21 protein-coding genes are annotated in these 25,302 nt (G+C 51.9%); 17 read left to right on the forward strand and 4 right to left on the reverse strand.

The window, feature by feature from the left end; all coding sequences use genetic code 11:
• The coding region (locus GW590_RS24180) for a hypothetical protein (RefSeq protein WP_211186722.1) at positions 1–189 on the forward strand (189 nt) is incomplete at its 5' end.
• A 27-nt stretch (positions 190–216) separates the two neighbouring features.
• On the opposite strand, the gene pta is transcribed toward GW590_RS24180, so the two are convergent.
• Positions 217–2,379, reverse strand: a complete 2,163-nt coding sequence (gene pta / locus GW590_RS10255) for a phosphate acetyltransferase (RefSeq protein WP_169402961.1) — start codon at positions 2,377–2,379, stop codon at positions 217–219.
• Between the two features lie 165 nt (positions 2,380–2,544).
• Positions 2,545–3,747 (reverse strand): acetate kinase, encoded by a 1,203-nt coding sequence (ackA, locus tag GW590_RS10260; RefSeq protein ID WP_169402962.1) that lies wholly within the window; start codon positions 3,745–3,747, stop codon positions 2,545–2,547.
• A gap of 449 nt (positions 3,748–4,196) precedes the next feature.
• On the opposite strand from ackA, the gene yfbV reads away from it, so the two are divergent.
• From yfbV to GW590_RS10280, 4 genes are all read left to right on the forward strand, one after another.
• A complete protein-coding gene (gene yfbV, locus GW590_RS10265; protein WP_169402963.1) occupies positions 4,197–4,652 on the forward strand; it encodes a terminus macrodomain insulation protein YfbV in 456 nt (151 codons plus the stop codon).
• Between the two features lie 232 nt (positions 4,653–4,884).
• Positions 4,885–5,379, forward strand: coding sequence for a YfbU family protein (locus GW590_RS10270; RefSeq protein WP_169402964.1), 495 nt, complete (start codon positions 4,885–4,887; stop codon positions 5,377–5,379).
• Between the two features lie 18 nt (positions 5,380–5,397).
• Positions 5,398–6,051, forward strand: a complete 654-nt coding sequence (locus GW590_RS10275) for a sugar phosphatase (protein ID WP_169402965.1) — start codon at positions 5,398–5,400, stop codon at positions 6,049–6,051.
• 97 nt (positions 6,052–6,148) lie between these two features.
• Complete coding sequence (locus GW590_RS10280; protein WP_169402966.1) at positions 6,149–7,978, forward strand: SLC13 family permease; 1,830 nt, start codon at positions 6,149–6,151, stop codon at positions 7,976–7,978.
• Positions 7,979–8,008: 30 nt separating this feature from the next.
• Here GW590_RS10280 and yfbR read toward each other — a convergent pair whose 3' ends face one another.
• A complete protein-coding gene (yfbR, locus tag GW590_RS10285) occupies positions 8,009–8,608 on the reverse strand; it encodes a 5'-deoxynucleotidase (RefSeq protein WP_169402967.1) in 600 nt (199 codons plus the stop codon).
• Positions 8,609–9,189: 581 nt separating this feature from the next.
• Positions 9,190–10,404 (reverse strand): pyridoxal phosphate-dependent aminotransferase, encoded by a 1,215-nt coding sequence (locus GW590_RS10290; protein ID WP_169402968.1) that lies wholly within the window; start codon positions 10,402–10,404, stop codon positions 9,190–9,192.
• A 997-nt stretch (positions 10,405–11,401) separates the two neighbouring features.
• Between GW590_RS10290 and lrhA the strand changes: the two genes are divergently transcribed.
• From lrhA to nuoL, 12 genes are all read left to right on the forward strand, one after another.
• Complete coding sequence (gene lrhA / locus GW590_RS10295) at positions 11,402–12,340, forward strand: transcriptional regulator LrhA (protein WP_169402969.1); 939 nt, start codon at positions 11,402–11,404, stop codon at positions 12,338–12,340.
• 769 nt (positions 12,341–13,109) lie between these two features.
• Positions 13,110–13,574, forward strand: coding sequence for an NADH-quinone oxidoreductase subunit A (locus GW590_RS10300; protein WP_169402970.1), 465 nt, complete (start codon positions 13,110–13,112; stop codon positions 13,572–13,574).
• A gap of 17 nt (positions 13,575–13,591) precedes the next feature.
• Positions 13,592–14,266 (forward strand): NuoB/complex I 20 kDa subunit family protein, encoded by a 675-nt coding sequence (locus tag GW590_RS10305; RefSeq protein ID WP_169402971.1) that lies wholly within the window; start codon positions 13,592–13,594, stop codon positions 14,264–14,266.
• A 183-nt stretch (positions 14,267–14,449) separates the two neighbouring features.
• Positions 14,450–16,249, forward strand: a complete 1,800-nt coding sequence (nuoC, locus tag GW590_RS10310) for an NADH-quinone oxidoreductase subunit C/D (protein WP_169402972.1) — start codon at positions 14,450–14,452, stop codon at positions 16,247–16,249.
• Positions 16,250–16,251: 2 nt separating this feature from the next.
• Complete coding sequence (gene nuoE, locus GW590_RS10315; RefSeq protein WP_235955917.1) at positions 16,252–16,806, forward strand: NADH-quinone oxidoreductase subunit NuoE; 555 nt, start codon at positions 16,252–16,254, stop codon at positions 16,804–16,806.
• The gene (gene nuoF, locus GW590_RS10320; RefSeq protein ID WP_169402973.1) at positions 16,803–18,167 is read left to right on the forward strand and encodes an NADH-quinone oxidoreductase subunit NuoF; all 1,365 of its coding nucleotides are present in this window, start codon (positions 16,803–16,805) and stop codon (positions 18,165–18,167) included. Before nuoE ends, nuoF begins: the two co-directional genes overlap by 4 nt.
• Positions 18,168–18,314: 147 nt before the next feature.
• A complete protein-coding gene (nuoG, locus tag GW590_RS10325) occupies positions 18,315–21,041 on the forward strand; it encodes an NADH-quinone oxidoreductase subunit NuoG (protein WP_169402974.1) in 2,727 nt (908 codons plus the stop codon).
• The gene (gene nuoH / locus GW590_RS10330; RefSeq protein ID WP_169402975.1) at positions 21,038–22,015 is read left to right on the forward strand and encodes an NADH-quinone oxidoreductase subunit NuoH; all 978 of its coding nucleotides are present in this window, start codon (positions 21,038–21,040) and stop codon (positions 22,013–22,015) included. The genes nuoG and nuoH overlap by 4 nt, the downstream gene beginning before the upstream one ends.
• 14 nt (positions 22,016–22,029) lie before the next feature.
• Positions 22,030–22,572: an NADH-quinone oxidoreductase subunit NuoI gene (gene nuoI, locus GW590_RS10335; protein WP_169402976.1), complete on the forward strand. Its 543-nt coding sequence runs from the start codon at positions 22,030–22,032 to the stop codon at positions 22,570–22,572.
• A 12-nt stretch (positions 22,573–22,584) separates the two neighbouring features.
• A complete protein-coding gene (gene nuoJ, locus GW590_RS10340; RefSeq protein ID WP_169402977.1) occupies positions 22,585–23,142 on the forward strand; it encodes an NADH-quinone oxidoreductase subunit J in 558 nt (185 codons plus the stop codon).
• Positions 23,139–23,441: an NADH-quinone oxidoreductase subunit NuoK gene (gene nuoK / locus GW590_RS10345; RefSeq protein ID WP_169402978.1), complete on the forward strand. Its 303-nt coding sequence runs from the start codon at positions 23,139–23,141 to the stop codon at positions 23,439–23,441. Before nuoJ ends, nuoK begins: the two co-directional genes overlap by 4 nt.
• Positions 23,438–25,285 carry an NADH-quinone oxidoreductase subunit L gene (gene nuoL / locus GW590_RS10350; RefSeq protein WP_169402979.1) on the forward strand — a complete coding sequence of 616 codons (1,848 nt, stop codon included), beginning with the start codon at positions 23,438–23,440 and terminating at the stop codon, positions 25,283–25,285. Before nuoK ends, nuoL begins: the two co-directional genes overlap by 4 nt.
• The last annotated feature ends 17 nt before the right edge of the window (positions 25,286–25,302 follow it).

Genomic DNA, 25,302 nt, shown 5'->3' on the forward strand with positions numbered 1-25,302 from the left:
GACAAGGCGCAGGATTCCAAAGGAGGCGCGCCTTCGCCTCCTTTGGGCGGTCTGGGCCGCCGCCCAGTGAGCGCAGCGAATGCAGTTGACCTTGACCTTGACCTTGAAGTTGAAGTTGAAGTTAAAAACAAATTTGCAATTAAAAACCCTTCCCTATATTGCCCCCAAAAAAAAACGCCACTTGATTAAGTGGCGTTTGAGACTGCTTAAAAAATATTATTTTGCAGCAACGAGCGCTTCAGCCTGTGCAGACTGGATCGCCGTCAGGGCTACGGTGTAAACGATATCGTCTACCAGTGCGCCACGTGACAGGTCATTGACCGGCTTACGCATACCTTGCAGCATTGGCCCGATAGAGACCAGGTCTGCAGAACGCTGTACGGCTTTATAAGTGGTGTTACCGGTGTTCAGATCCGGGAAGATAAACACGGTAGCCTGACCAGCAACCGGTGAGTTCGGTGCCTTGGATTTGGCAACGTCTGCCATGATTGCCGCATCGTACTGCAATGGGCCATCGATGATCAGATCCGGACGTTTTTCCTGAGCCAGACGCGTTGCTTCACGTACTTTCTCAACGTCACTACCTGCACCTGAATTACCGGTAGAGTAAGAAATCATCGCTACGCGAGGTTCGATACCGAAGGCTGCAGCAGAATCGGCAGACTGGATAGCGATTTCAGACAGCTGTTCAGCCGTTGGGTCCGGGTTAATTGCGCAGTCACCGTAGACCAGAACCTGATCAGGCAGCAGCATAAAGAACACGGAAGAAACCAGTGAACTGCCTGGTGCCGTTTTGATCAACTGCAACGGAGGACGGATGGTGTTGGCCGTGGTATGCACCGCACCAGAAACCAGACCGTCAACTTCGCCTTTTTCCAACATCAGCGTACCCAGAACCACGTTGTCTTCCAACTGTTCGCGGGCAACAACTTCAGTCATGCCTTTGCTCTTACGCAGTTCTACCAGACGGGCAACGTACTCTTCACGCACGGCAATCGGGTCAACGATTTCAATACCTGTTCCCAGCACAATACCTTGGGAAGCGGCAACGCGGCGGATCTCTTCCGGATTACCCAGCAGCACACATTCCGCGATACCACGTTCAGCACACAGTGAAGCGGCTTTAACGGTACGTGGCTCATCGCCTTCTGGCAGTACAATGCGTTTGCACGCTTTACGTGCCAGTTCGGTCAACTGATAACGGAAGGCCGGAGGCGACAGACGGTGAGAACGCTCAGAGTGTGCACTCAGTGAATTGATCCAGTCCGCATTGATATGCGAAGAGACATACTGCTGGATTTTTTCTACACGCTGATGGTCGTCTGCAGGAACTTCCAGGCTGAAGCTCTGCAAGTTCAGAGAGGTCTGCCAGGTGTTGGTTTCAACGGTAAATACCGGCAGGCCGGTTTCGAAGGCGCGTGCGCACAGCTGGGCAATGCGTTCGTCAACCGGATAACCGCCAGTCAACAGGATGGCACCCAGTTCAATACCGTTCATCGCGGCCAGACAGGCAGCAACCAGCACGTCTGGACGGTCTGCTGAAGTGACCAGCAGTGAACCAGGACGGAAATGTTCGAGCATATTAGGGATGCTGCGTGCGCAGAAAGTCACTGACTTCACGCGACGAGTATTCAGGTCGCCTTCATTAACAATCTGGGCATCCAAATGCTTGGCCATGTCGATTGCGCGGGTGGCAATCAGCTCAAAGCTCCATGGAATGCAGGCCAGAACCGGGATCGGGCTGCTGGCAACCAGTTCGGCAATATCCACTTTCTTGGCGATATTGGCTTTGGTGGAATCGTCAAAAATTTCTGACAGATCCGGGCGGGTTCTGCCCAATTCATCAACCGGAGCGTTGAGTTTGTTAACAATCACGCCGGTGATGTTTTTATTTTTGCTGCCGCCGAACACGCTGCGAGCCAGATCGATACGATCTTTGATTTGCTCAGCGGAATCATTGCCTTGTGCAATAACGAAAATAATTTCGGCATTCAGCGTCTTGGCAATTTCATAGTTCAGCGCACTGGCGAACTGGTGGCTACGGGTTGATACCAGCCCTTCCACCAAAACCACTTCCGCGTTTTTGGTATTGGCGTGGTAATTCGCCACAATCTCTTCCATCAGCACGTCTTGCTGATTGGAGCCAAGCAGGCTTTGTACATGCTTGAGCTTCAGCGGTTCAGCCGCGTTGATATTGGAGTTTGCGCGAATAATGGTCGTAGTCTGGTCAGGCACATCGCCGCCTGCGCGGGGTTGTGCAACAGGTTTGAATACGCTCAGGCTAACGCCTTTTTGTTCGATGGCGCGAATTACGCCCAGGCTGACGCTGGTCAGACCGACGCTGCTGCCAATTGGAACCAACATAATAGTACGGGACACGATAAACCTCTTTGACGATTTCCAGGTCGTGGCTTTGTAAGAATAGAGCTCGGGTCTTAAGCTACAAATAGATTAAGGTCATGTGAGCCAGTCGTATTCCATGGCAACGCCCGCCTGTGGTGTAAAAAACACTGCCAGCAGAGGCTGGCAGTGGAGGGGACTTATTTATGCGGTCAGACGCGCGGCGTCCTGGGCAATCACCAACTCTTCATTGGTTGGGATAACCAGTGCTTTGCGAGTGCCTTCTTTATTGATTTCACCTGAATTGCCGAAACGCGCGGCCAGGTTGCGTTCATGGTCAACTTCAAAGCCCAACAGGCCAAGTTTAGCCAGAGACAGTTCGCGAACCATTGCTGCATTTTCACCGATACCACCGGTAAAGACCACAGCGTCAAGACGACCTTCCATCAGCGAAGTATAGCCGCCGATGTATTTGGCCAGACGGTGGCAGAACACGTCCATGGCACGTTTGGCATCTTCTTTGGTGGTGTAGTTCTCTTCAACATAACGGCAATCGCTGGTCACCTGGGTCAGACCCAGCAGGCCAGACTCTTTGGTCAGCATTTTGTTGATTTGTTCAACACTCATGCCCAGGGCATCGTGCAGGTGGAAAACGATAGCCGGGTCGATATCACCACTGCGGGTACCCATTACCAGGCCTTCCAATGGGGTCAGACCCATGGAGGTATCAACACATTTACCGTTACGAATGGCGCTGACAGAACCACCGTTGCCCAGATGGCAAGTGATCAGGTTCACTTCTTCTACAGGTTTGCCAAGCATTTTGGCGGCTTCCTGAGTAACATAGAAGTGGCTGGTACCGTGGGCACCGTAACGACGGATGTGGTGATCGGTATAAAGGTTGTACGGCAGGGCGTAGAGATAAGACTCTTGCGGCATGGTCTGATGGAATGCGGTATCAAATACGGCGACATTTTTTTCAGCCAGTTTCGGGAAGGATTTCAACGCTTCAGCGATACCAATCAGGTGTGCCGGGTTGTGCAGCGGTGCAAATGGGATAGAATCTTTGATACCCTGCAAAACTTCTTCATTAATGACAGCAGATTTTGTCAGTTTTTCGCCACCGTGAACAATGCGGTGGCCAATGGCGACCAGTTCGGCAGACAGTTCTGGCTTCTCTGCCAAAATAGTATTAACGATGTACTTCAATGCTTCGCTGTGGGCTGCTCCAGCACCTAATGCAGCTTCATGTTTAACGCCGTCCAGTTTCCACTTGATACGTGCTTCTGGAAGGTGGAAGCATTCGGACAGACCAGAGATATGCTCTTCGCCATTAACAGCATCAATGATGGCAAACTTCAACGAAGAGCTGCCACAGTTAAGAACCAGAACTAACTTACTTGACATGGAAGTACCTATTTATTTGTGTTGGTGTCGTTGAGAAACAATACACATGGTTAATTAATCGTCACAATCACATAAGCGTAGCGCATTATGGAGGCGGCAATTATGATTAACATCATGCCCAAGCGGGTTTGGAGGCATGACATACCTTCCGTTCTTCGAGTTGGAGGCGGTGACGATCGTCTACCCTGCTACTTATTTGAGTAAGCATCAGACGATTCGTTCCTTTACTGCCAGCCCGTTTCTTGAACGCGTAAGGTATCGTAAATGCTGCAAGACCTGTTATACCAATCGGGTCAATTATCTGTCTATACAATCTGTCTATCAGGCGCCCCTAAAGGCCGGGATAGGATACCGATAGGTTTTGATAAAAACAAAATATATTTGTATGTGATAAAATATATTTTTAGTTTTACAACTATTTTTTAAATTTTCAGAAGTTGAGGTGCACCATGACGAGCAAACCATCGGGTTCTGTCGGTTGGTTTCAGGTTTTCCAACGTGGGCAGCATTATATGAAGACGTGGCCCGCTGACAAGCGCCTCGCTCCTGTGTTCCCCGAGAACCGTATCTCCACGGCAACACGCTTTGCAGTGCGGTTTATGCCGCCGGTAGCGGTATTTACTCTGGCCTGGCAAATTGCGCTGGGCGGACAGCTGGCTCCAGCCGTTGCGACCTCGATTTTTGCCTGTAGCCTGCCAATGCAGGGACTATGGTGGCTGGGACGCCGGGCTATTACGCCATTACCCCCCTCGCTGCTTGGCTGGTTCCATGAGGTACGCCATAAGTTGCTCGATGCCGGACAGGCGTTGGCTCCTCTTGAGGGGGCGCCGACCTATCAGTCACTGGCGGATGTGCTTAAACGTGCTTTTAAACAACTGGATAAAACCTTTCTCGACGATCTCTGAGGCAGTGGCCGGGTATGCCCAACGGATATCCTGCCCTGCACGTTGCCGCTTTTTCCTTATCAGCTAAGCTTTTGTCTGGGGCAATTGGCCTTTTACCCACGGGTTAACCGCTGTTGGCAAAAGAATTCACCCCATATCCATGGTCCAAATCAAAGAATGGTCAGCTTGGGATTTCGTCCGGGTTTGCGCTATGCCATGCTTTGCTCATTATGATTTGCTTAGGAGCTCGATAATGGAAATGACCCATGCACAACGCCTGATTTTGTCTAATCAATATAAGATGATGACCCTGCTCGATCCGGACAATGCTGAACGCTATCGTCGTTTGCAAACCATTGTCGAGCGCGGCTTTGGTCTGCAAATGCGTGAACTGGATCGTGAGTTTGGCGCCCTTGCTGAAGAAACCTGCCGTACTATTATTAATATTATGGAAATGTACCATGCGATGCAGGTGTCATTTTCCAATCTGACCGACGCCGCCGGTGTGGATCCCCGTCGCGTGCAGTTCCTGGGTTTTGATGCCGCCACGGAAGCCCGCTATCTCAGCTATGTGCGCTTTATGGTCAATACCGAAGGGCGCTATACAGATTTTGATGCCGGAACTCATGGTTTTAACGCGCAGACCAAGATGTGGGAAAAATATCAACGCATGTTGTCGGTATGGCAGGCTTGCCCGCGCCAATATCATCTTAGCGCCGTGGAAATTACCCAAATTATCAATGCCTGATAAATAAAGGAGTTGTCTGTGAAGTGTAAAGGTTTTCTGTTTGATCTGGATGGAACCTTGGTGGATTCACTGCCAGCGGTAGAGCGAGCCTGGATTAACTGGGCGCTGAGCCGGGATGTAGACCCACAAGAGGTGTTGTCTTTTATCCACGGCAAACAGGCGATAACTTCTTTACGTCATTTTATGCCGGGTGCCAGCGAAGAGGAAATTCGGCAACAATTTCTGGTGCTGGAGCACGTCGAAGCCAATGATACCGACGGCGTGGCGGCATTACCGGGCGCTCATGACTTATTGAGTGAATTAACCCGCCTTGGGATCCCCTGGGCAATTGTGACTTCCGGATCTTTGCCGGTAGCCAGTGCACGTCACGCAGCGGCAAACTTGCCGATGCCTGAGGTGTTTGTTACCGCTGAACAGGTTGAGAAGGGCAAACCGCACCCTGAGGCTTATCTGCTGGGCGCGGCGCGTTTGGGACTGCCCGCTGCTGATTGTGTCGTGGTCGAAGATGCGCCGGCCGGTGTGCAGTCAGGTCTGGCGGCAGGTTGCAAAGTTATTGCCGTCAATGCCCCTGCTGATACGCCAAATCTTGATAAGGTGGACTTTGCCTTAAGCAGCCTGGCGGTTTTGGCGTTGAGCGTCGACGCGCAAGGCGTCACCGTTAGTTTGAAATAACCCGGACCAATGTCTTGATGATTGATTAAACCCTGCATTTGCAGGGTTTTTTTATGCCATATTTTTAGAGACGTTTGCTTTGCATAGGATATTGCTTTTGAACGCTCAGTTGATGTGGGTACTGATATTGCTGGCCGCCGCCGTGTATTTATTTGCCAGCAACAAGATCCGGATGGATGTTGTGGCGCTGCTGGTGATTGTCGCCTTTGTGTTTAGTGGGACCCTGACCGTTACGGAGGCGTTGGCCGGATTTAGCGATGCCAATGTTATCTTGATTGCTGCCCTGTTTGTGGTGGGGCATGGTCTGGTTCGCACCGGCGTTGCCTACCAGGTCGGTGAATGGTTAATGCGTGCTGCGGGCAACAGTGAAACCCGGATGCTGGTGCTGCTGATGCTGGCGGTTGCCGGTTTGGGCGCTTTTATGAGCTCGACCGGCGTGGTGGCCATCTTTATTCCTGTGGTTATCAGCGTGGCGGATAGAATGCAGACCTCGGTAACCCGCCTGATGATGCCTCTATCTTTTGCCGGATTGATCAGCGGCATGATGACGCTGGTGGCGACGCCACCCAATATGGTGGTCAACAGCGAACTGCTGCGCGCAGGTTTTGCCGGCTTTGGCTTTTTCGGCGTTACGCCCATTGGCCTGGTGGTGTTGGTCTCGGGCATCGGTTATATGCTGGTGGCCCGCCGCTGGTTGGCCAACGAGCCCAACCAGCGTAAAGAAAACTGGCGGCGGCGTACTTTTCTTGATCTGATCCGTGATTATCAACTTAGCGGTCGCGCGCGGCGGATGGCGATTCGCCCCGGTTCGCCTCTGGTCGGCCAAACGCTGGACGGACTACATTTGCGTGCGCGTTACGGCGCCAATGTGATTGGCATTGAGCGCTGGCGTAAATTCCGCCGGGTGATGATCAGTGTCACCAGCAATACAGAGCTGAAAGCGCGCGATGTGCTGCTGATTGATATGTCGGCAGCGGAGATGACGGTACGCCAATTCTGTGCCGAGCAACAACTGGAACCTCTGGTGCTGCGCGGCGAGTATTTTTCCGGCCAGTCGCGCGATGTCGGTATGGCGGAAGTCTCACTGATCCCCGATTCCGAGCTGCCAGGTAAAACCCTGCGTCAGGTGATGTTCCGTTCGCAATATGGCTTGAATGTCGTGGGCATTCGCCGTCAGGGGCAAGCGATTGCGGGCAAACTGGTGGACGAAGAGTTAATGATTGGCGATATGCTATTGGTCGCGGGTGACTGGAAGTTGATCCGGCAACTGCAGCAAAAAACCTATGACTTTATTGTGCTTAATCTGCCGGCAGAAGTAGATGATGTCGCACCGGCGGTCAGTCAGGCACCCCATGCGCTTTTTTGTCTGGCGTTAATGGTGGCATTAATGCTCACCGATGGCATTCCCAATGTGCTCGCCGCGCTGATTGCCTGTCTGCTAATGGGCAAATTCCGCTGTTTTACCGCGGAAAGCGCCTATAAAAGTATTCACTGGCCGAGTCTGATCCTGATTGTTGGCATGATGCCGTTTGCCCTGGCGCTACAAAGGACCGGTGGCGTTGAGCTGGTGGTCAGGGGATTGATGGATATCAGCGGCGGACAGGGGCCGCGAGTGATGCTACTGAGTCTGTTTGTGCTTTGCGCGGTCATTGGCTTGTTTATTTCCAATACCGCCACCGCCGTATTGATGGCACCGATTGCCATTGCGGCTGCGCATGAGATGGGGCTGTCCCCTTATCCCTTTATTATGGCAGTCGCGCTTGCCGCGTCAGCCGCTTTTATGACGCCGGTCTCTTCACCGGTCAACACGCTGGTAATGGTGCCGGGCAACTACCGCTTTGCCGATTTTCTGCGCATTGGCGTACCTTTTACGCTCTGGGTTATGCTGGTTAGCGTCGTGCTGGTTCCCCTGATCTATCCGTTTTAAAAATGGTAATTCAGAAGATGAGATCATTGTTTATAGCGGTGAATCCTGGCTGATTTCGTCGAGAGAGAGACTAAAACTGGGAATAAAGATCGCCATAAAATAGTCCATTTCCGGACTTTGCCGTTCGGCGAGGGTTTTTTCCAATCGCGCTTTGGCTAGCGTGAATTCGGTATTTCCTGCTGATAACTCTTCCAGACACTTCAGATAGGCACAGAGCGCATCGGCTTGTTTAACGGTTTTCTTTTCGTCATCACTAAAGTGATCTTCATCAATAAGTGAGCGAAAATCTTCCTGCAAGTCCTGCGGCAGCATTTCGATCATTTTCTGCTGGGCAATTTTCTCTATCTTTTTGTATTCACGAGCAATTTGCGGATTATAGTATTTGATCGGCGTTGGCATATCGCCGGTCAGCACTTCACTGGCATCATGGTACATTGCTAGCAATGCTACGCGTTCAGCGTTTAATTGGCCGTCAAATTTACGATTTTTAATCAGCGCCAGCGCGTGGGCCACAAAGGCGACCTGCAAACTGTGTTCTGATACGTTTTCCATACGCACATTGCGCATCAGCGGCCAGCGAGAGATGAGTTTAAGACGGGAAAGGTGGGCAAAGAAATGGCTCTGGGTCATAGGATCCTCAGCGGCTAGTGACAGACTGTCATTGTGGCCGCATGCCCTTCATCTTTCAAGCCACAGATGCGTTGGCTGCTTTCGTTCACCCCAATCACTGACTAGAGTCAGCTCATGGGGATTCGCTCAGTTGCCGCCTTTCTGTGACTCGAAATCTATTGGGCATGCCCTTCATCTTTTAAGCCGCAGATGCGTGGGCTGCTTTCGTTCACCCCAATCACTGACTGTGGTCAGAGCTCATGGGGATTCGCTCAGTTGCCGCCTTTCTGTGACTCGAAATCTATTGGGCATGCCCTTCATCTTTCAAGCCACAGATGCGTTAGCTGCTTTCGTTCACCCCAATCACTGACTGGGGTCAGCTCATGGGGATTCGCTCAGTTGCCGCCTTTCTGTGACTCGAAATCTATTGGGCATGCCCTTCATCTTTCAAGCCACAGATGCGTTGGTTGCTTTCGTTCACCCCAATCACTGACTGGAGTCAGCTCATGGGGATTCGCTCAGTTGCCGCCTTTCTGTGACTCGAAATCTATTGGGCTTGCCCTTTATCTTTCAAGCCACAGAAAGGCAAAGGGCACAGACTGTTACTGATGATAGGTTTCCAGGAAGCGTCCCAGTTTACCGACGGCCATTTCCAGCTCGTCAACGCGCGGCAGGGTCACGATACGCACGTGATCCGGGTACGGCCAGTTAAATGCCGAGCCCTGTACCAGTAACACCTTTTGCTGAAGCAGCAGATCGAGCACCATTTTCTGGTCGTCGTGAATGTTAAAACGTTTGGCGTCGATTTTCGGGAACATATACAACGCGCCGCGCGGTTTCACGCAGGAGACCCCCGGGATCTGATTGATCAGTTCCCAGGCCTTATTACGCTGTTCATACAAACGGCCACCGGGTTGGATAAATTCGCTGATGCTCTGATAGCCACCAAGTGCCGTCTGGATGGCATGCTGCATGGGGACATTGGCACACAGACGCATCGAGGCAAGCATTTCCAGCCCTTCGATATAGCCTTTGGCGTGTTTTTTCGGCCCGTTAATTACCATCCAGCCCTGGCGGAAGCCCGCCACGCGGTAGGTTTTTGACAGGCCATTAAAGGTGACGGTTAATAAATCCGGGGCCAGCGAGGCAATAGAAATATGCTGCGCATCATCATAGAGGATCTTGTCGTAGATCTCGTCAGCGAAGATGATCAGATTGTGTTCACGGGCTAACTTGACGATTTCCATTAACAGCGCTTCGCTGTAAACCGCACCGGTCGGGTTGTTGGGATTGATGATCACGATCCCGCGCGTGCGTGGGGTGATTTTAGCGCGGATATCATCAAGATCCGGGAACCAGTCCGCTTCTTCGTCGCAAAGGTAATGCACAGCGTTACCCCCGGAAAGGGAAACGGCGGCGGTCCATAAAGGATAGTCAGGTGCCGGAACTAGCATTTCGTCACCGCTGTTAAGCAGTGCCTGCATAGATTGCACAATCAGCTCCGAAACGCCGTTGCCGATATAGATATCTTCCACGGTCATATCGCGCATATCTCGCGCCTGGTAGTGCTGCATGATGGCTTTACGCGCGGTAAACAGACCTTTTGAATCACAGTAGCCCTGGGCGGTGGGCAAATTGCGGATAACGTCGACCAAAATTTCATCAGGCGCATCAAAACCAAAAGGGGCAGGGTTACCAATATTCAGCTTAAGAACTTTGTTGCCTTCTTCTTCCAAACGCTTGGCTTCTTTCAGCACCGGCCCGCGGATGTCATAGCAAACGTTATCCAGCTTGTGGGATTTTTCAATGGGGGACATAGTCAATGTTAACCTTTTGCGGTAAAGCTTGTTCTTTCCCTGGAAGAGATACCGTAGAACATAGCGAAGCGGACAATTTACTCTCAAGGCGGGGGATTTTGAAGGGCAAACACTGGCTTTGGCGTAAAACAGTAGTCCTGTTGCCAGTTATGATATCAATCACCTGGTTTTATGTTGCCAATGAAGTTTTTCACTAATTATTTTTGTTTTTATGAATTTTAATTCTGTAATGGCTTTATATGTAAATTTTTACAGTGTATTCAACCATGTACAGCTGATAATTCAAGCTATTCAAAAAGATACTGCCAACATTGCCCAATTGGCGTTAAATTGACCATTATGCTAGCAATATTTGGCCGGTGTGGGCTTAATCTTAAAAGGCTTCCCCTCAGAGTTTTTCTCTTTTCTTATAGTGTATAAAAGATATCGAACAAGAAAAGCTTAAGTTAAGGGTTTTCTCTTGGTAAGGGTAAGATTGCGTAAATATTTAGTTAAATGATTCTGATGGTTCGTTTGGAGAAATATATGAAGCTTGCTACATAAAGTGGATTATACAACGAAGATTAAACTTTAGGAATAATCTCATTAGTTGCCGGCGTTATTACTCTTTGGCGAAACAACGTTGGCGGAATTACCTTGATACAAATTAACTTCGGCTGTTTATTTATTAAAAACGTTTATATATCAAATTTTTAATGTCGCGCTATCGCGAGCTGTGTACAGGAGAAATGAGCCAGTGAAGATGGGCTGAATCCTGCCTTAATCATTAAAATGGCGTCACTGGTCAGCAGGAAATTATATTTCTTTGAATTTAATAACTATTTGAAAAAGTGCACAGGGAATTGAACATTTTAAATAGTTGCCGGGCAGAAATATTTCTCATTTCTTCATTATCTAATGAGTGAGTGTCTTTCAGATCTGGTATTCTGCATTTTGCGGGAAGTTTTCCGCACTATCAGGGTAGCTTGTTATTAGATTTTAAAAGTGAAGAAAAACTATGACAAATGCAAATCGTCCAATTCTTAATCTAGACCTTGACCTGCTTAGGACCTTTGTTGCCGTTGCTGATTTAAATACTTTTGCTGCTGCGGCCGCTGCGGTATGTCGTACTCAATCAGCGGTGAGTCAACAGATGCAACGTCTTGAGCAACTTGTCGGTAAAGAACTGTTCGCCAGGCATGGACGCAATAAGTTATTGACGGAACACGGTATTCAGTTGCTCGGCTATGCACGTAAAATATTACGCTTTAATGATGAAGCTTGCACCTCGCTAATGTACAGCGATGTTCAGGGCGGGATAACCATTGGTGCATCCGATGATACCGCAGACACCATTCTGCCTTTTCTGCTGAGCCGTGTGACGTCTATTTACCCTAAGCTTTCTATAGACGTTCGCGTCAAGCGCAGTCCTTTTATGTTGTCGATGTTGGAAAATGACGAAATCGACCTCGCTATTACCACCATGACCTCCGCTGACCATCCTCATATTGTATTGAGGACGTCACCGACTCTATGGTATTGCTCGGCTGATTTTTCTTATCCTTCCGGTGACAGCGTGCCCCTGGTGTTGTTGGACGAACCTAGCACCTATCGTTCCATGGCAATCGAGCACCTTAACAAGGCGGGTATTCCATGGCGTATTGCCTATGTCGCTTCGACGCTGTCGGCTATTCGTGCGGCAGTTCGTGCCGGATTGGGGGTAACCGCCAGGCCTATTGAGATGATGAGCCCGGAGTTGCGCGTATTGGGTGAGCAAGATGGTTTGCCAAGACTGCCAGATACGCAGTATGTACTCTACAAAAACCAGCGTTGTGAGAATGAACTCGCCATGGCGATTTTCACCGCAGTCGAACAGGGGAACGATCCCTATTCACTGAGCAGCTATGCTCAGCGCGCTGTTGTTGATGATGAATACGAAGGCGATGCCAGTCACTGATTGCCGGTAAAGCGTTTTCTATCCCCGCCCTCCTGGAGTCACAGTAGGGTAGGGGATGGACAACATATAAAGGTTAACTAATGTGCAATTCATTAGTTTTTCTTTATCAAATTCTCATTTTCCCAGGTAAAGGTTCCACAAATCCCCCCTCCCGTCATTGGCTCACTTAATCCTCTACGCTCTACCCATCGTCGGTCTGCAAGGCAAAAAAAAAGCATGCTGCCAGTGGTTATTTTTTGTTAGGTATTGACTTTTTTTGAATTTCACAACCAATTTTGATCAAAAAATTGTCTTATTTTCTAGCAAACATCACTGAAACGTGTCCTGGATCAAAAAAATAACCCTGATTAATGAGTGGAAGAATGGGTTATTCCTGCGACAATAGTAAGGTAGAAACCAAAGCATTAACTCTCGTTAACATAGATCCTTATTATCACACTTTTGGACTGACTCGATTTAGCAAAAGGGCGGCGCATGATATGTTAATAAAATGCTAATGATGTAAACTAACGTAGAGATACTTTTGTCAAAGTTGACAAAAGGTTATAGAAAGGGGTAAAAAGCCCCCAGTATTTCACTGGCTAACCGATTTTTATCCCCGCTCGAATTCAAGCTGCAAGCAGGCGGTCGATGCATTAGCAACCTGAAGACGAAACGGATACCCCGTGAACACTGGTGGTTATTAATCCTTCCCTTGAATCGATGTGGCAGGCAAGTTGCCGACCAAGAGCAAATGCAAAACGCCACTTTTGATGAGTAAGCATAGAGTATGTCAACAGCCACAGAAGTTACCGCTCATAACTGGGCGCTCGCAGTTTTTCTTATTGTCGCAGTCGGTCTATGTTGCCTGATGTTGTTGGGTGCAGCTTTCCTGGGAGGGAAGGTTCGTGGTCGCAACACGGAGACGCCGTTTGAGTCGGGTATTGCCCCCGTTGGCACCACTCATATGCGTTTGTCGGCAAAATTCTATCTGGTCGCCATGTTCTTCGTGATTTTCGATGTGGAAGCCCTGTATCTGTATGCATGGTCTACGTCGATTCGCGAAAGTGGCTGGACCGGTTTTGCCGAGGCCGCCATTTTTATTTTTGTACTTTTAGCCGGCCTGTTTTATCTGGTTCGCATCGGTGCGCTTGACTGGACTCCTGTTCGTTCTAAAGGTCCTGTGAAAGCCAGCCCGGTTATCCCGAGTCCAGTCATTAAGACCAGCAATCACCCGCAAGATCATCGCCAATAAAAAAGTGAGGCATTCAGATGGACTATACGCTCACCCGCTTAGACCCGAACGGTGAGAACGACCGTTACCCCCTGCAGAAACAAGAGATCGTTGCCGATCCCCTGGAGCAGGAAGTTAACCGCAGCGTGTATATGGGGAAACTCGAACACGCGCTGCATGATGTAGTTAACTGGGGTCGTAAAAACTCGCTTTGGCCATTCAACTTTGGTCTTTCATGCTGCTATGTCGAAATGACCACGTCATTTACTGCCGTGCATGACGTGGCCCGCTTTGGTTCGGAAGTTATCCGTGCCTCACCTCGCCAGGCCGACTTTATGGTCGTTGCCGGTACCTGCTTTACCAAGATGGCGCCGGTTATTCAGCGTTTGTACGATCAGATGCTCGAACCCAAATGGGTGATCTCCATGGGCGCCTGTGCCAACTCTGGCGGTATGTACGATATCTATTCCGTCGTCCAGGGTGTCGATAAGTTCCTGCCTGTTGATGTCTATATCCCGGGTTGCCCGCCGCGTCCTGAAGCCTATATGCAGGCTTTGCTGCTGTTGCAGGAATCCATTGGTAAAGAACGTCGCCCTCTCTCCTGGGTGGTAGGCGACCAGGGTGTTTACCGCGCCAATATGCAGTCTGAAAAAGAGCGTAAACGCGCCGAGCGTATCGCCGTGACCAATTTGCGGACACCTGACGAGATTTGACACTGTTCGTCAACCCTGAGGGGGCTACGCCGTCAGGAGATATTTAATTAAAGACGACGGTGACTTAGCCGATAGGTTTCAAGATGTAAGAAGGCGGCGAACGCACTAGCAGCTTGAGAGCTAAAGGGTAGAACAGGGCTTTCCCCCTTGGGCATACATGACCATTTAGTGTGGTGAGAAAATATGACTGATTTGACGACGCAAGACCTCGCTCAGCCAGCATGGCAAACCCGCGATCATCTCGATGATCCGGTCATTGGCGAGTTGCGCAACCGTTTTGGGCCAGAGGCCTTTACTGTTCAGCCGACCCGTACCGGTATCCCGGTGGTATGGGTAAAACGCGAACAGATACTGGAAGTAATTACCTTTCTACGCAAACAGCCAAAACCTTATGTCATGCTGTACGACCTGCATGGTATGGATGAACGTTTACGTACCCACCGTGACGGTTTACCGGCTGCGGATTTTTCTGTTTTCTATCATCTGCTTTCTATCGAACGCAACAGCGACATCATGCTTAAGGTGGCGCTGGCAGAAAACGATTTGCACTTACCGACGCTGACCAAGGTTTACCCGAATGCCAACTGGTATGAACGTGAAACCTGGGAAATGTTTGGCATTACCTTTGATGGCCATCCACATCTGACGCGCATTATGATGCCGAAGACCTGGGAAGGACATCCGCTGCGTAAAGACTACCCGGCACGTGCTACCGAATTCGATCCTTTCGAGCTGACCCGCCAGAAAGAAGATCTCGAAATGGAGTCGCTGACCTTCAAGCCGGAAGACTGGGGCATGAAGCGCGGCACCGACAACGAAGATTACATGTTCCTTAACCTGGGACCGAACCACCCGTCCGCGCACGGTGCCTTCCGCATTGTGATGCAGCTTGATGGCGAAGAGATTGTCGATTGTGTACCCGATATCGGTTATCACCATCGCGGCGCAGAAAAAATGGGCGAACGCCAGTCATGGCATAGCTACATCCCCTACACCGACCGTATTGAGTATCTCGGCGGCTGCGTTAACGAAATGCCTTATGTACTGGCGGTGGAAAAACTGGCTGGTATCACCGTCGGCGATCGCGTCAATACCATTCGCGTGATGCTTTCGGAACTGTTCCGCATCAATAGCCATCTGCTGTTTATCAGTACCTTTATCCAGGACGTCGGGGCGATGAGCCCGGTATTCTTTGCCTTTACCGACCGCCAGAAAATTTACGACGTTGTTGAAGCGATCACCGGTTTCCGTATGCACCCGGCCTGGTTCCGCATTGGTGGCGTTGCCCACGACCTGCCAAAAGGTTGGGAACGTTTGCTGCGTGATTTCCTGGCGTGGATGCCAAAACGTCTTGATGCCTATATGCAGACAGCATTGAAAAACAGCATCCTGGTTGCCCGCTCCAAGGGCGTTGCTGCTTACAACGCAGAAGATGCTTTGGCCTGGGGCACGACCGGTGCCGCACTGCGTGCGACCGGCGTCGCCTTCGACGTGCGCAAATGGCGTCCTTACTCTGGCTATGAAAACTTTGATTTCGAAGTGCCGGTCGGCGATGGCGTCAGCGATGCCTATTCACGCGTGATGCTGAAAATGGAAGAGATGCGTCAGAGTCTGCGCATTCTCCAGCAGTGTCTGGATCATATGCCGGAAGGTCCGTTCAAAGCCGACCATCCGCTGACGACGCCGCCACCAAAAGAGCGCACGTTGCAGCATATCGAAACCTTGATCACCCACTTCCTGCAAGTTTCATGGGGGCCGGTCATGCCAGCCAATGAATCTTTCCAGATGATTGAGGCCACGAAAGGGATCAACAGCTACTACCTGACCAGCGATGGCAGCACCATGAGCTATCGTACGCGCGTACGTACGCCAAGTTTCCCGCATTTGCAGCAGATCCCGTCCGTGATCCGTGGCAGCCTGGTATCCGATTTGATCGTATATCTTGGCAGTATTGATTTTGTAATGTCAGATGTGGACCGCTAACGATGACAGATCTTAAAAAAGACTCAGAGCTTCAGTATATCAACGTGTCGGCAGCTGCGGATTATCTTGCCGCATCGGCTCAGCCGACCTTTGAACTGAGCGCGACTGAACGTGATGCGATTGAACACGAAAAACATCACTACGAAGATGCCCGCGCGGTATCGATCGAAGCGCTGAAGATCGTGCAAAAACAGCGTGGCTGGGTGCCAGACGGCGCTATCCACGCTATTGCCGAGGTGCTGGGCATTCCCGCCAGTGACGTGGAAGGCGTTGCCACCTTCTATAGCCAGATCTTCCGTCAGCCGGTAGGTCGTCATGTGATCCGCTATTGCGACAGTGTCGTCTGCCATATCACCGGTTATCAGGGTATTCAGGCAGCGCTTGAGGATCAGTTAAATATCAAGCCGGGTGAAACCACTCCGGACGGCCGCTTTACGCTGTTGCCAACCTGTTGTCTGGGCAACTGTGACAAGGGGCCAAACATGATGATTGATGAAGATACTCACAGCCACCTGAAACCAGAAATCATTGGTGAGCTATTGGAGCGTTACTCATGATTATCGACGGTTATACTCCGAGACAAATTATCCGCACGCCGGAGATGCACCCGCTGACCTGGCGCATGCGCGAAGACAAGCAGCCGGTATGGATTGACGAATACCGCAGCAAAAACGGCTATGTCGGCGCACAAAAGGCGCTGACTGGCATGTCTGCTGACGAGATAGTCGCGCTGGTAAAAGACTCTGGCCTGAAAGGCCGCGGCGGTGCCGGGTTCTCTACCGGTCTGAAGTGGAGCCTGATGCCGAAAGACGAGTCGATGAATATCCGTTACCTGTTGTGTAACGCCGATGAAATGGAACCGGGTACCTATAAAGACCGCCTGCTGATGGAGCAAATGCCGCACCAGCTGGTGGAAGGTATGCTGATCAGCGCCTTTGCGCTCAAGGCTTACCGTGGGTACATCTTCCTGCGTGGTGAATATATCGAGGCGGCGGTGAATTTGCGTCGCGCCATCGAAGAAGCCAAGGCAGCCGGTCTGCTGGGCAAAAATATTTTGGGCAGCGGTTTCGATTTTGAACTGATTGTCCATACCGGTGCCGGTCGCTATATCTGCGGTGAAGAAACCGCATTGATCAACTCGCTGGAAGGCCGTCGCGCCAACCCGCGCTCCAAGCCGCCGTTTCCTGCATCAGCCGGGGCCTGGGGTAAACCGACCTGCGTCAATAACGTTGAAACCCTGTGCAACGTACCTTCCATTTTGGCCAACGGCGTCGAGTGGTACAAAGGCATTTCCAGCAGTGAAGATGCCGGTACCAAAATGATGGGCTTTTCCGGTCGGGTGAAAAATCCCGGCGTCTGGGAACTGCCTTTCGGCACCACGGCCCGCGAAATCCTTGAAGAGTATGCCGGTGGCATGCGTGATGGGCTGAAATTCAAAGCCTGGCAGCCGGGTGGCGCGGGTACCGACTTTTTGACCGACCAGCATCTTGACCTGCCGATGGAGTTTGCCAGCATCGGTAAAGCCGGGAGCCGTTTGGGCACCGCGCTGGCGATGGCGGTCGATCATGAAATCAATATGGTTTCTCTGGTACGCAACCTTGAAGAGTTCTTTGCGCGTGAGTCTTGCGGCTGGTGTACTCCTTGCCGTGACGGTTTGCCGTGGAGCGTCAAGATCCTGCGTGCGCTGGAGCGTGGTGAAGGTCAGCCCGGGGATATCGAAACCCTCGAGCAGCTTTGCCGCCAGCTTGGCCCAGGTAAAACATTCTGCGCACACGCGCCGGGTGCGGTGGAGCCATTGCAGAGTGCGATTAAATATTTCCGGGATGAATTTGAAGCAGGTATCGCCAGGCAGCATTTCAATAATGCGCGGGCAATTGGCGGCATACAGCCAAACAACCTGCTGAAACAGCGATGGTAACCCGTAAAACCTTCGCATTCGACCGATGCCCCAATGCCTGCGGGATGCCGTTAACCGACGGAATATTTTGCAGCACTGGGGTGTTACCCGGCCAGAATTTTTGATTAACGCCTGCCGTAAGGTGGGCCTCGTGGAAGCATGCTGACTATGGCTACGATTCATGTAGACGGCAAAGAATACGATGTAAACGGAGCGGACAACCTACTTCAGGCTTGCCTCTCTCTTGGCCTCGATATTCCTTATTTTTGCTGGCATCCGGCGCTGGGAAGCGTCGGCGCTTGCCGCCAATGTGCGGTTAAGCAATACCAAAACGCGGAAGATACGCGCGGCCGTTTGGTTATGTCATGTATGACGCCTGCGTCTGATGGGACTTTTATTTCCATCGACGACCAGGAAGCCAAACAGTTCCGGGAAAGTGTGGTGGAGTGGTTAATGACCAACCACCCGCACGATTGCCCGGTGTGCGAGGAGGGCGGTAACTGTCATCTGCAGGATATGACAGTAATGACCGGCCACAGCACGCGTCGCTATCGTTTCACCAAACGTACCCATAACAACCAGGATCTCGGTCCGTTTATTTCCCACGAAATGAACCGCTGTATTGCCTGCTATCGCTGTGTCCGTTACTACAAGGATTACGCCGATGGTACCGATCTGGGTGTTTATGGCGCGCACGATAACGTCTACTTCGGTCGCCCGGAAGACGGTGCGCTGGAGAGCGAATTCTCCGGTAACCTGGTCGAGGTTTGTCCGACCGGCGTGTTCACCGACAAAACGCACTCCGAGCGCTATAACCGTAAATGGGATATGCAGTTTGCGCCAAGCATTTGCCAGCAGTGCAGCGTGGGTTGTAACACCAGCCCGGGCGAGCGCTACGGCGAATTGCGTCGCATCGAAAACCGTTATAACGGTACCGTGAACCACTACTTCCTTTGCGATCGCGGTCGCTTTGGTTACGGCTACGTTAACGCCAAAGATCGTCCGGCCCGTCCGCTGCAACAGCGCGGCAACGACTGGATCGAACTCAATGCCGAACAGGCGATGCAGGGCGCTGCCGATATCGTGCGGCAGTCGAGCCGAACCATTGGTATTGGTTCGCCGCGCGCCAGCCTGGAAAGCAACTTTGCGTTGCGTGACCTGGTGGGGGCGGAAAACTTTTATACCGGTATCAATGCGGCCGAGCAGTCCCGTCTCTCTTTGATGCTCGATGTTCTGAAAAACAGCGGTGTGCATACGCCAGCGCTGCGTGAAATCGAAGGCTATGACGCCGTGCTGGTGTTGGGTGAAGACCTGACGCAGACCGGGGCACGTATTGCCCTGTCGGTTCGCCAGGCGGTGAAGGGCAAAGCTCGCGCCATGGCTGCCGCCCAGCGTGTCGCTGACTGGCAGATTGCCGCCGTGCAGAACATTGGTCAGCACGCCAAACATCCACTGTTTATCACCAACGTCGATAATACCCGCCTTGATGATATTGCGGCCTGGAACTACCGCGCACCGGTTGATGAACAGGCACGTTTCGGTTTTGCCATCGCTCATGCCATTGATGCTACGGCACCGGCGGTTAACGATCTGGCCGCAGGCCTGGATAAGAAAATCGATGTGATTGTGCAGGCGTTAACCGGCGCGCGTAAGCCGCTGATTATCACCGGCAGCAACGCAGGCAGCGACGCTATTATCGCCGCTGCGGCTAACGTCGCCAAAGCCCTGAAGTCTCGCGGCAGCGACGTCGGCATTACCTTTGTCGCCGCCTCGGCTAACAGCCTCGGCTTGGCGCTGATTGGTGGTGGCAGCCTGGACGACGCGCTGAGTCTGTTGACCAGCGGCGGTGCCGACAGCGCCATTGTGATGGAGAACGATCTCTATCGCCATGCGCCGGAAGCTCAGGTTGATGCCGCCCTGGCCAAAGTACAAAACCTGCTGGTCGTTGACCATCAGCGTACACGTATTATGGACAAGGCCAGTTTGATCCTGCCAGCGGCAAGCTTTGCCGAAAGTGACGGTACCTTGGTCAATCAGGAAGGCCGCGCCCAGCGTTTCTTCCAGGTTTATGACCCGGCCTATTACGATACCAGCGTGGTTATGCTGGAAAGCTGGCGCTGGATGCATTCGCTGCACTCCACGGTCAACAGCCGCAAGGTTGACTGGACCCAGCTCGATCACGTTATCGAAGCCTGCGTCAGTGCATTGCCGCAGTTGAAAGGCATGGTTGACGCGGCGCCGGATGCCTCTTTCCGCATTCGCGGTCAGAAACTGTCACGTTCACCAAACCGTTCCAGTGGTCGTACCGCCATGCGCGCCAATATCAGCGTGCATGAACCGCGTCAGCCGCAGGATAAAGACACCATGTTTGCCTTCTCGATGGAAGGGAACAACAGCCCATATGCCGATCGTCAACAGGTGCCTTTTGCCTGGGCACCGGGCTGGAACTCACCGCAGGCGTGGAATAAATTCCAGAGCGAAGTCGGTGGCAAACTGCGTCATGGCGATCCCGGCGTGCGTTTAATCGAAGCCGGAGAAGCGACACTGGCCTATTACACAGAGATCCCGGCAGCCTTTACCGCCGTGGACAATCAGTGGCGAGTGGCTCCTTACTACCATCTGTTTGGTAGTGAAGAGATGTCGCAACGTTCTGATGTGATTGCTCAGCGTATGCCGACCGCTTACGTGATGGTCAACCCGGACGATGCTGCACGCCTTGGCGTCAACGAGGGAACCCGGGTGGAATTCAGCTGTGCAGGGCAAACCCTGACGCTGCCGGTTCGTCTGAGTGCCACTCTCGATAAAGGACAAGTTGGCTTACCGCTGGGATTGCCGGGTATTTCGCCGGTGCTGGTGGGTGCAACAGTTGATAATCTGCGGGAGGCAACCCGATGAACTGGTTTACACCTGAAGTAATCGACACCATTATCGCGGTGGTCAAAGCGGTAGTGATCCTGTTAGTGGTGGTCACCTGCGGTGCGTTTATGAGCTTTGCCGAACGCCGCCTGTTGGGCCTGTGGCAGAATCGCTACGGACCTAACCGTGTCGGCTGGGGCGGCTCGTTACAGCTGGCTGCCGATATGATCAAAATGTTCTTTAAAGAGGACTGGGTGCCGAGGTTTTCTGACCGGGCTATTTTTACCCTGGCTCCAATGATTGCTTTCAGCTCCATGTTGATGGCTTTCGCCATTGTGCCGGTGGCTCCCAGCTGGTACGGCGCCAACCTGAATATCGGCGTGCTGTTCTTTTTGATGATGGCGGGTTTGACGGTGTATGCCGTGCTGTTTGCCGGCTGGTCCAGCAACAACAAATACTCGCTGTTGGGGGCGATGCGTGCCTCGGCGCAAACGCTAAGTTACGAAGTATTCCTCGGGTTATCAATGATGGGCGTGGTCGCACAGGCCGGGTCTTTCAACCTGCAGGATATCGTTAACTCGCAGGCGCATATGTGGAACATCATCCCGCAGTTCCTGGGTTTTCTGACCTTTGCCATTGCCGGGGTTGCGGTATGTCACCGTCATCCGTTTGACCAACCGGAAGCTGAACAAGAGCTGGCCGATGGTTACCACATTGAATATTCCGGGATGAAATTCGGTCTGTTCTTTGTGGGGGAATATATCGGCATCGTTACCGTTTCTTCCATGATTGTGACGTTGTTCTTCGGGGGCTGGCAGGGTCCTTTCCTGCCGCCATTTATCTGGTTTGCGTTGAAAACCGGTTTCTTCATGGTGATGTTCATTCTGATCCGTGCAGCTTTGCCGCGCCCACGCTATGACCAGGTGATGTCATTCGGCTGGCGTATCTGCCTGCCGCTGACCTTGCTGAATCTGTTGGCGACCGCTGCGGTCATTCTGTACAACGCGCAATAAGGGGTGATTGAACCATGACATTGAAAGAACTCGTGGTAGGTTTCGGCACCCAGGTTCGCAGTATCTGGCTGATAGGGTTACATACCTTTGCCAAACGCGAAACCCAGATGTATCCGGAAGAACCTGTCTATCTGCCGCCGCGCTATCGTGGCCGCATTGTATTAACCCGCGATCCTGATGGGGATGAGCGCTGCGTAGCCTGTAACCTGTGCGCCGTTGCCTGCCCGGTGGGTTGTATTTCGCTGCAAAAAGCCGAAATGAAAGACGGGCGTTGGTATCCGGAGTTTTTCCGCATCAACTTCTCCCGCTGTATTTTCTGCGGCCTGTGCGAAGAAGCCTGTCCAACCACGGCGATCCAACTGACGCCGGACTTTGAAATGGGTGATTTCAAACGCCAGGATCTGGTGTATGAAAAAGAAGATCTGTTGATCTCTGGACCGGGTAAATATCCGGAATATAACTTTTACCGGATGGCCGGTATGGCCGTGGATGGCAAGCCGAAAGGCGATGCCGAAAACGAAGCCAAACCGATCAACGTCAAAGGTCTGTTACCCTAAGGAGCCGCAAGCATGGAATTTGCATTTTATATTGCAGCCTTGGTGGCCGTGTTGGCGACAATACGCGTGATTACGCACACCAACCCGGTACATGCGTTGCTGTACCTGATCATTTCGCTTCTGGCGATAGCTGCCGTGTTCTTTTCGCTCGGTGCCTATTTTGCCGCCGCGTTGGAAATTATCGTCTACGCCGGTGCCATTATGGTGTTGTTCGTGTTTGTGGTGATGATGCTGAACCTTGGCAGCGTCCAGGAACAGGAACGCATCTGGCTGAAACCGGCAACCTGGATAGGACCTTCTCTGCTGACGGCGGTGCTGTTGGTGGTGATGATCGCCTCGATTGTCGGGGTTAACGATCACGGTATCCAGGGCACGATGATCTCCGCCAAGGCGGTGGGTATCACCTTGTTTGGTCCTTACGTACTGGCGGTAGAACTGGCGTCTATGCTGTTACTGGCCGGGCTGGTGGTCGCCTTCCACGTTGGGCGCGAACATAAACCGGGCGAAGTGCTGAATAGCGCACCCGCGGTCAAAGAGATGGCAAAAAGAAAACCGGAGGAGAGAGCATGATCCCTCTACAACATGGCCTGATCCTGGCCGCTATCCTGTTTGTGTTAGGCTTGACCGGATTATTGGTGCGACGTAACCTGCTGTTTATGTTGATTAGTCTTGAAGTGATGATCAACTCGGCGGCGCTGGCGTTTATTGTGGCTGGCAGTTATTGGGGACAGGCAGACGGGCAAGTGATGTATATCCTGGCCATCAGTCTGGCGGCGGCGGAGGCCAGTATTGGTCTGGCATTGCTGCTGCAACTCTATCGTCGTCGTCATACCCTGAATATCGACACTGTCAGTGAGATGCGCGGATGAACCTATTATATTTAACAATTCTGTTCCCGCTGATTGGCTTTCTGTTACTGGCCTTTTCTCGCGGACGTTGGTCAGAAAATACCTCAGCGACGGTGGGTGTCGGCTCTATCGGCCTCGCCGCGCTGGTAACGCTCTATGTGGGCATTGAGTTTCTCGGTCAAAAAGCCACCGGTGTGCAGGTGTTTAACCAGACCCTGTGGAACTGGATGCAGGTAGGGGATTTCAATATCTCCGCCTCGCTGAGCCTGGATGGTCTGTCGATGACCATGCTGTCGGTAGTCACCGGTGTCGGCTTTCTGATCCATATGTTTGCCTCCTGGTATATGCGCGGTGAAGAGGGCTACTCACGCTTCTTTGCCTACACCAACCTGTTTATCGCCAGCATGGTGATCCTGGTATTGGCAGACAATCTGTTGCTGCTGTATCTCGGCTGGGAAGGGGTAGGGCTGTGCAGCTACTTGCTGATTGGTTTCTACTACACCACGCCAGCCAACGGTGCGGCGGCGATGAAGGCCTTTATCGTTACCCGTGTCGGTGATGTGTTCCTGGCGTTTGCGCTGTTTATCCTTTATCGCGAATTGGGTACGCTCAATATTCACGATGTGCTGACACTGGCACCGCAGAAGCTGGCGGTTGGCGATAGCGCCATTACCTGGGCGACGCTGATGCTGTTGGGCGGCGCGGTCGGTAAATCGGCGCAGTTGCCGTTGCAGACCTGGCTGGCCGATGCGATGGCGGGTCCAACGCCGGTTTCCGCACTGATCCACGCGGCAACCATGGTTACCGCCGGGGTGTATCTGATTGCCCGTACGCACGGTCTGTTCCTGATGGCCCCTGAAATCCTGCATCTGGTGGGGATTATCGGTGCGGTTACGTTGGTGTTGGCAGGCTTTGCCGCGCTGGTGCAAACTGATATCAAACGTGTGCTGGCCTACTCAACCATGAGTCAGATCGGCTATATGTTCCTGGCGCTGGGCGTTCAGGCGTGGGATGCAGCAATTTTCCATCTAATGACCCATGCCTTCTTTAAAGCGCTGTTGTTCCTGTCCTCAGGCTCGGTGATCCTCGCCTGTCATCATGAACAAAACATCTTTAAAATGGGTGGCCTGCGTAAATCTATTCCGCTGGTTTATATTTGCTTCCTGGTTGGCGGCGCGGCGCTGTCTGCCCTGCCTGTTATCACCGCCGGTTTCTTCAGTAAAGATGAGATCCTGGCTGGCGCACTGGCAAACGGGCATATCAATTTGATGCTTGCCGGTTTGGTGGGTGCGTTTATGACCTCGCTTTATACCTTCCGCATGATCTTTATCGTCTTCCACGGTAAGGAGCAAATCAAAGCACATGCGGGCAAAGGGATTACTCACCATTTACCCCTGTTGGTTCTGATGGTCCTGTCGACTTTTATTGGCGCCATGATTGTGCCGCCATTACAAGGCGTATTGCCAGGCACCACTGAACTGCCTCACGGCGCGGTAATGCAGCTTGAAATCACCTCTGGCGTGGTTGCGATTGTCGGCATTTTGCTGGCCGCAGCGCTCTATCTCGGCAAGCGCTCGCTGGTTACCAGCATTGCGCAAAGTGCGCCGGGACGCTTCTTCTCTACCTGGTGGTTCCATGCTTGGGGCTTTGACTGGCTGTACGACAAGATTTTCGTGAAACCTTATTTGGCTGTCGCGAAACTCCTGCAACGCGATCCGCTGAACTCAATGATGAACCTGCCTATGTACTTATCCCGCTGGGGTAGTGGTGGACTGACATTGAGTGAAAATGGGCAGACACGTTGGTACGTTGCGTCAATGGGATTGGGTGCAGTCGTCGTTTTAGCGCTGTTACTGGTGATTTAAAAACATAGGGACCTATA

The sequence above is a fragment of the Rouxiella aceris genome (assembly GCF_012933545.1).
Lineage (GTDB): Bacteria > Pseudomonadota > Gammaproteobacteria > Enterobacterales > Enterobacteriaceae > Rouxiella > Rouxiella aceris.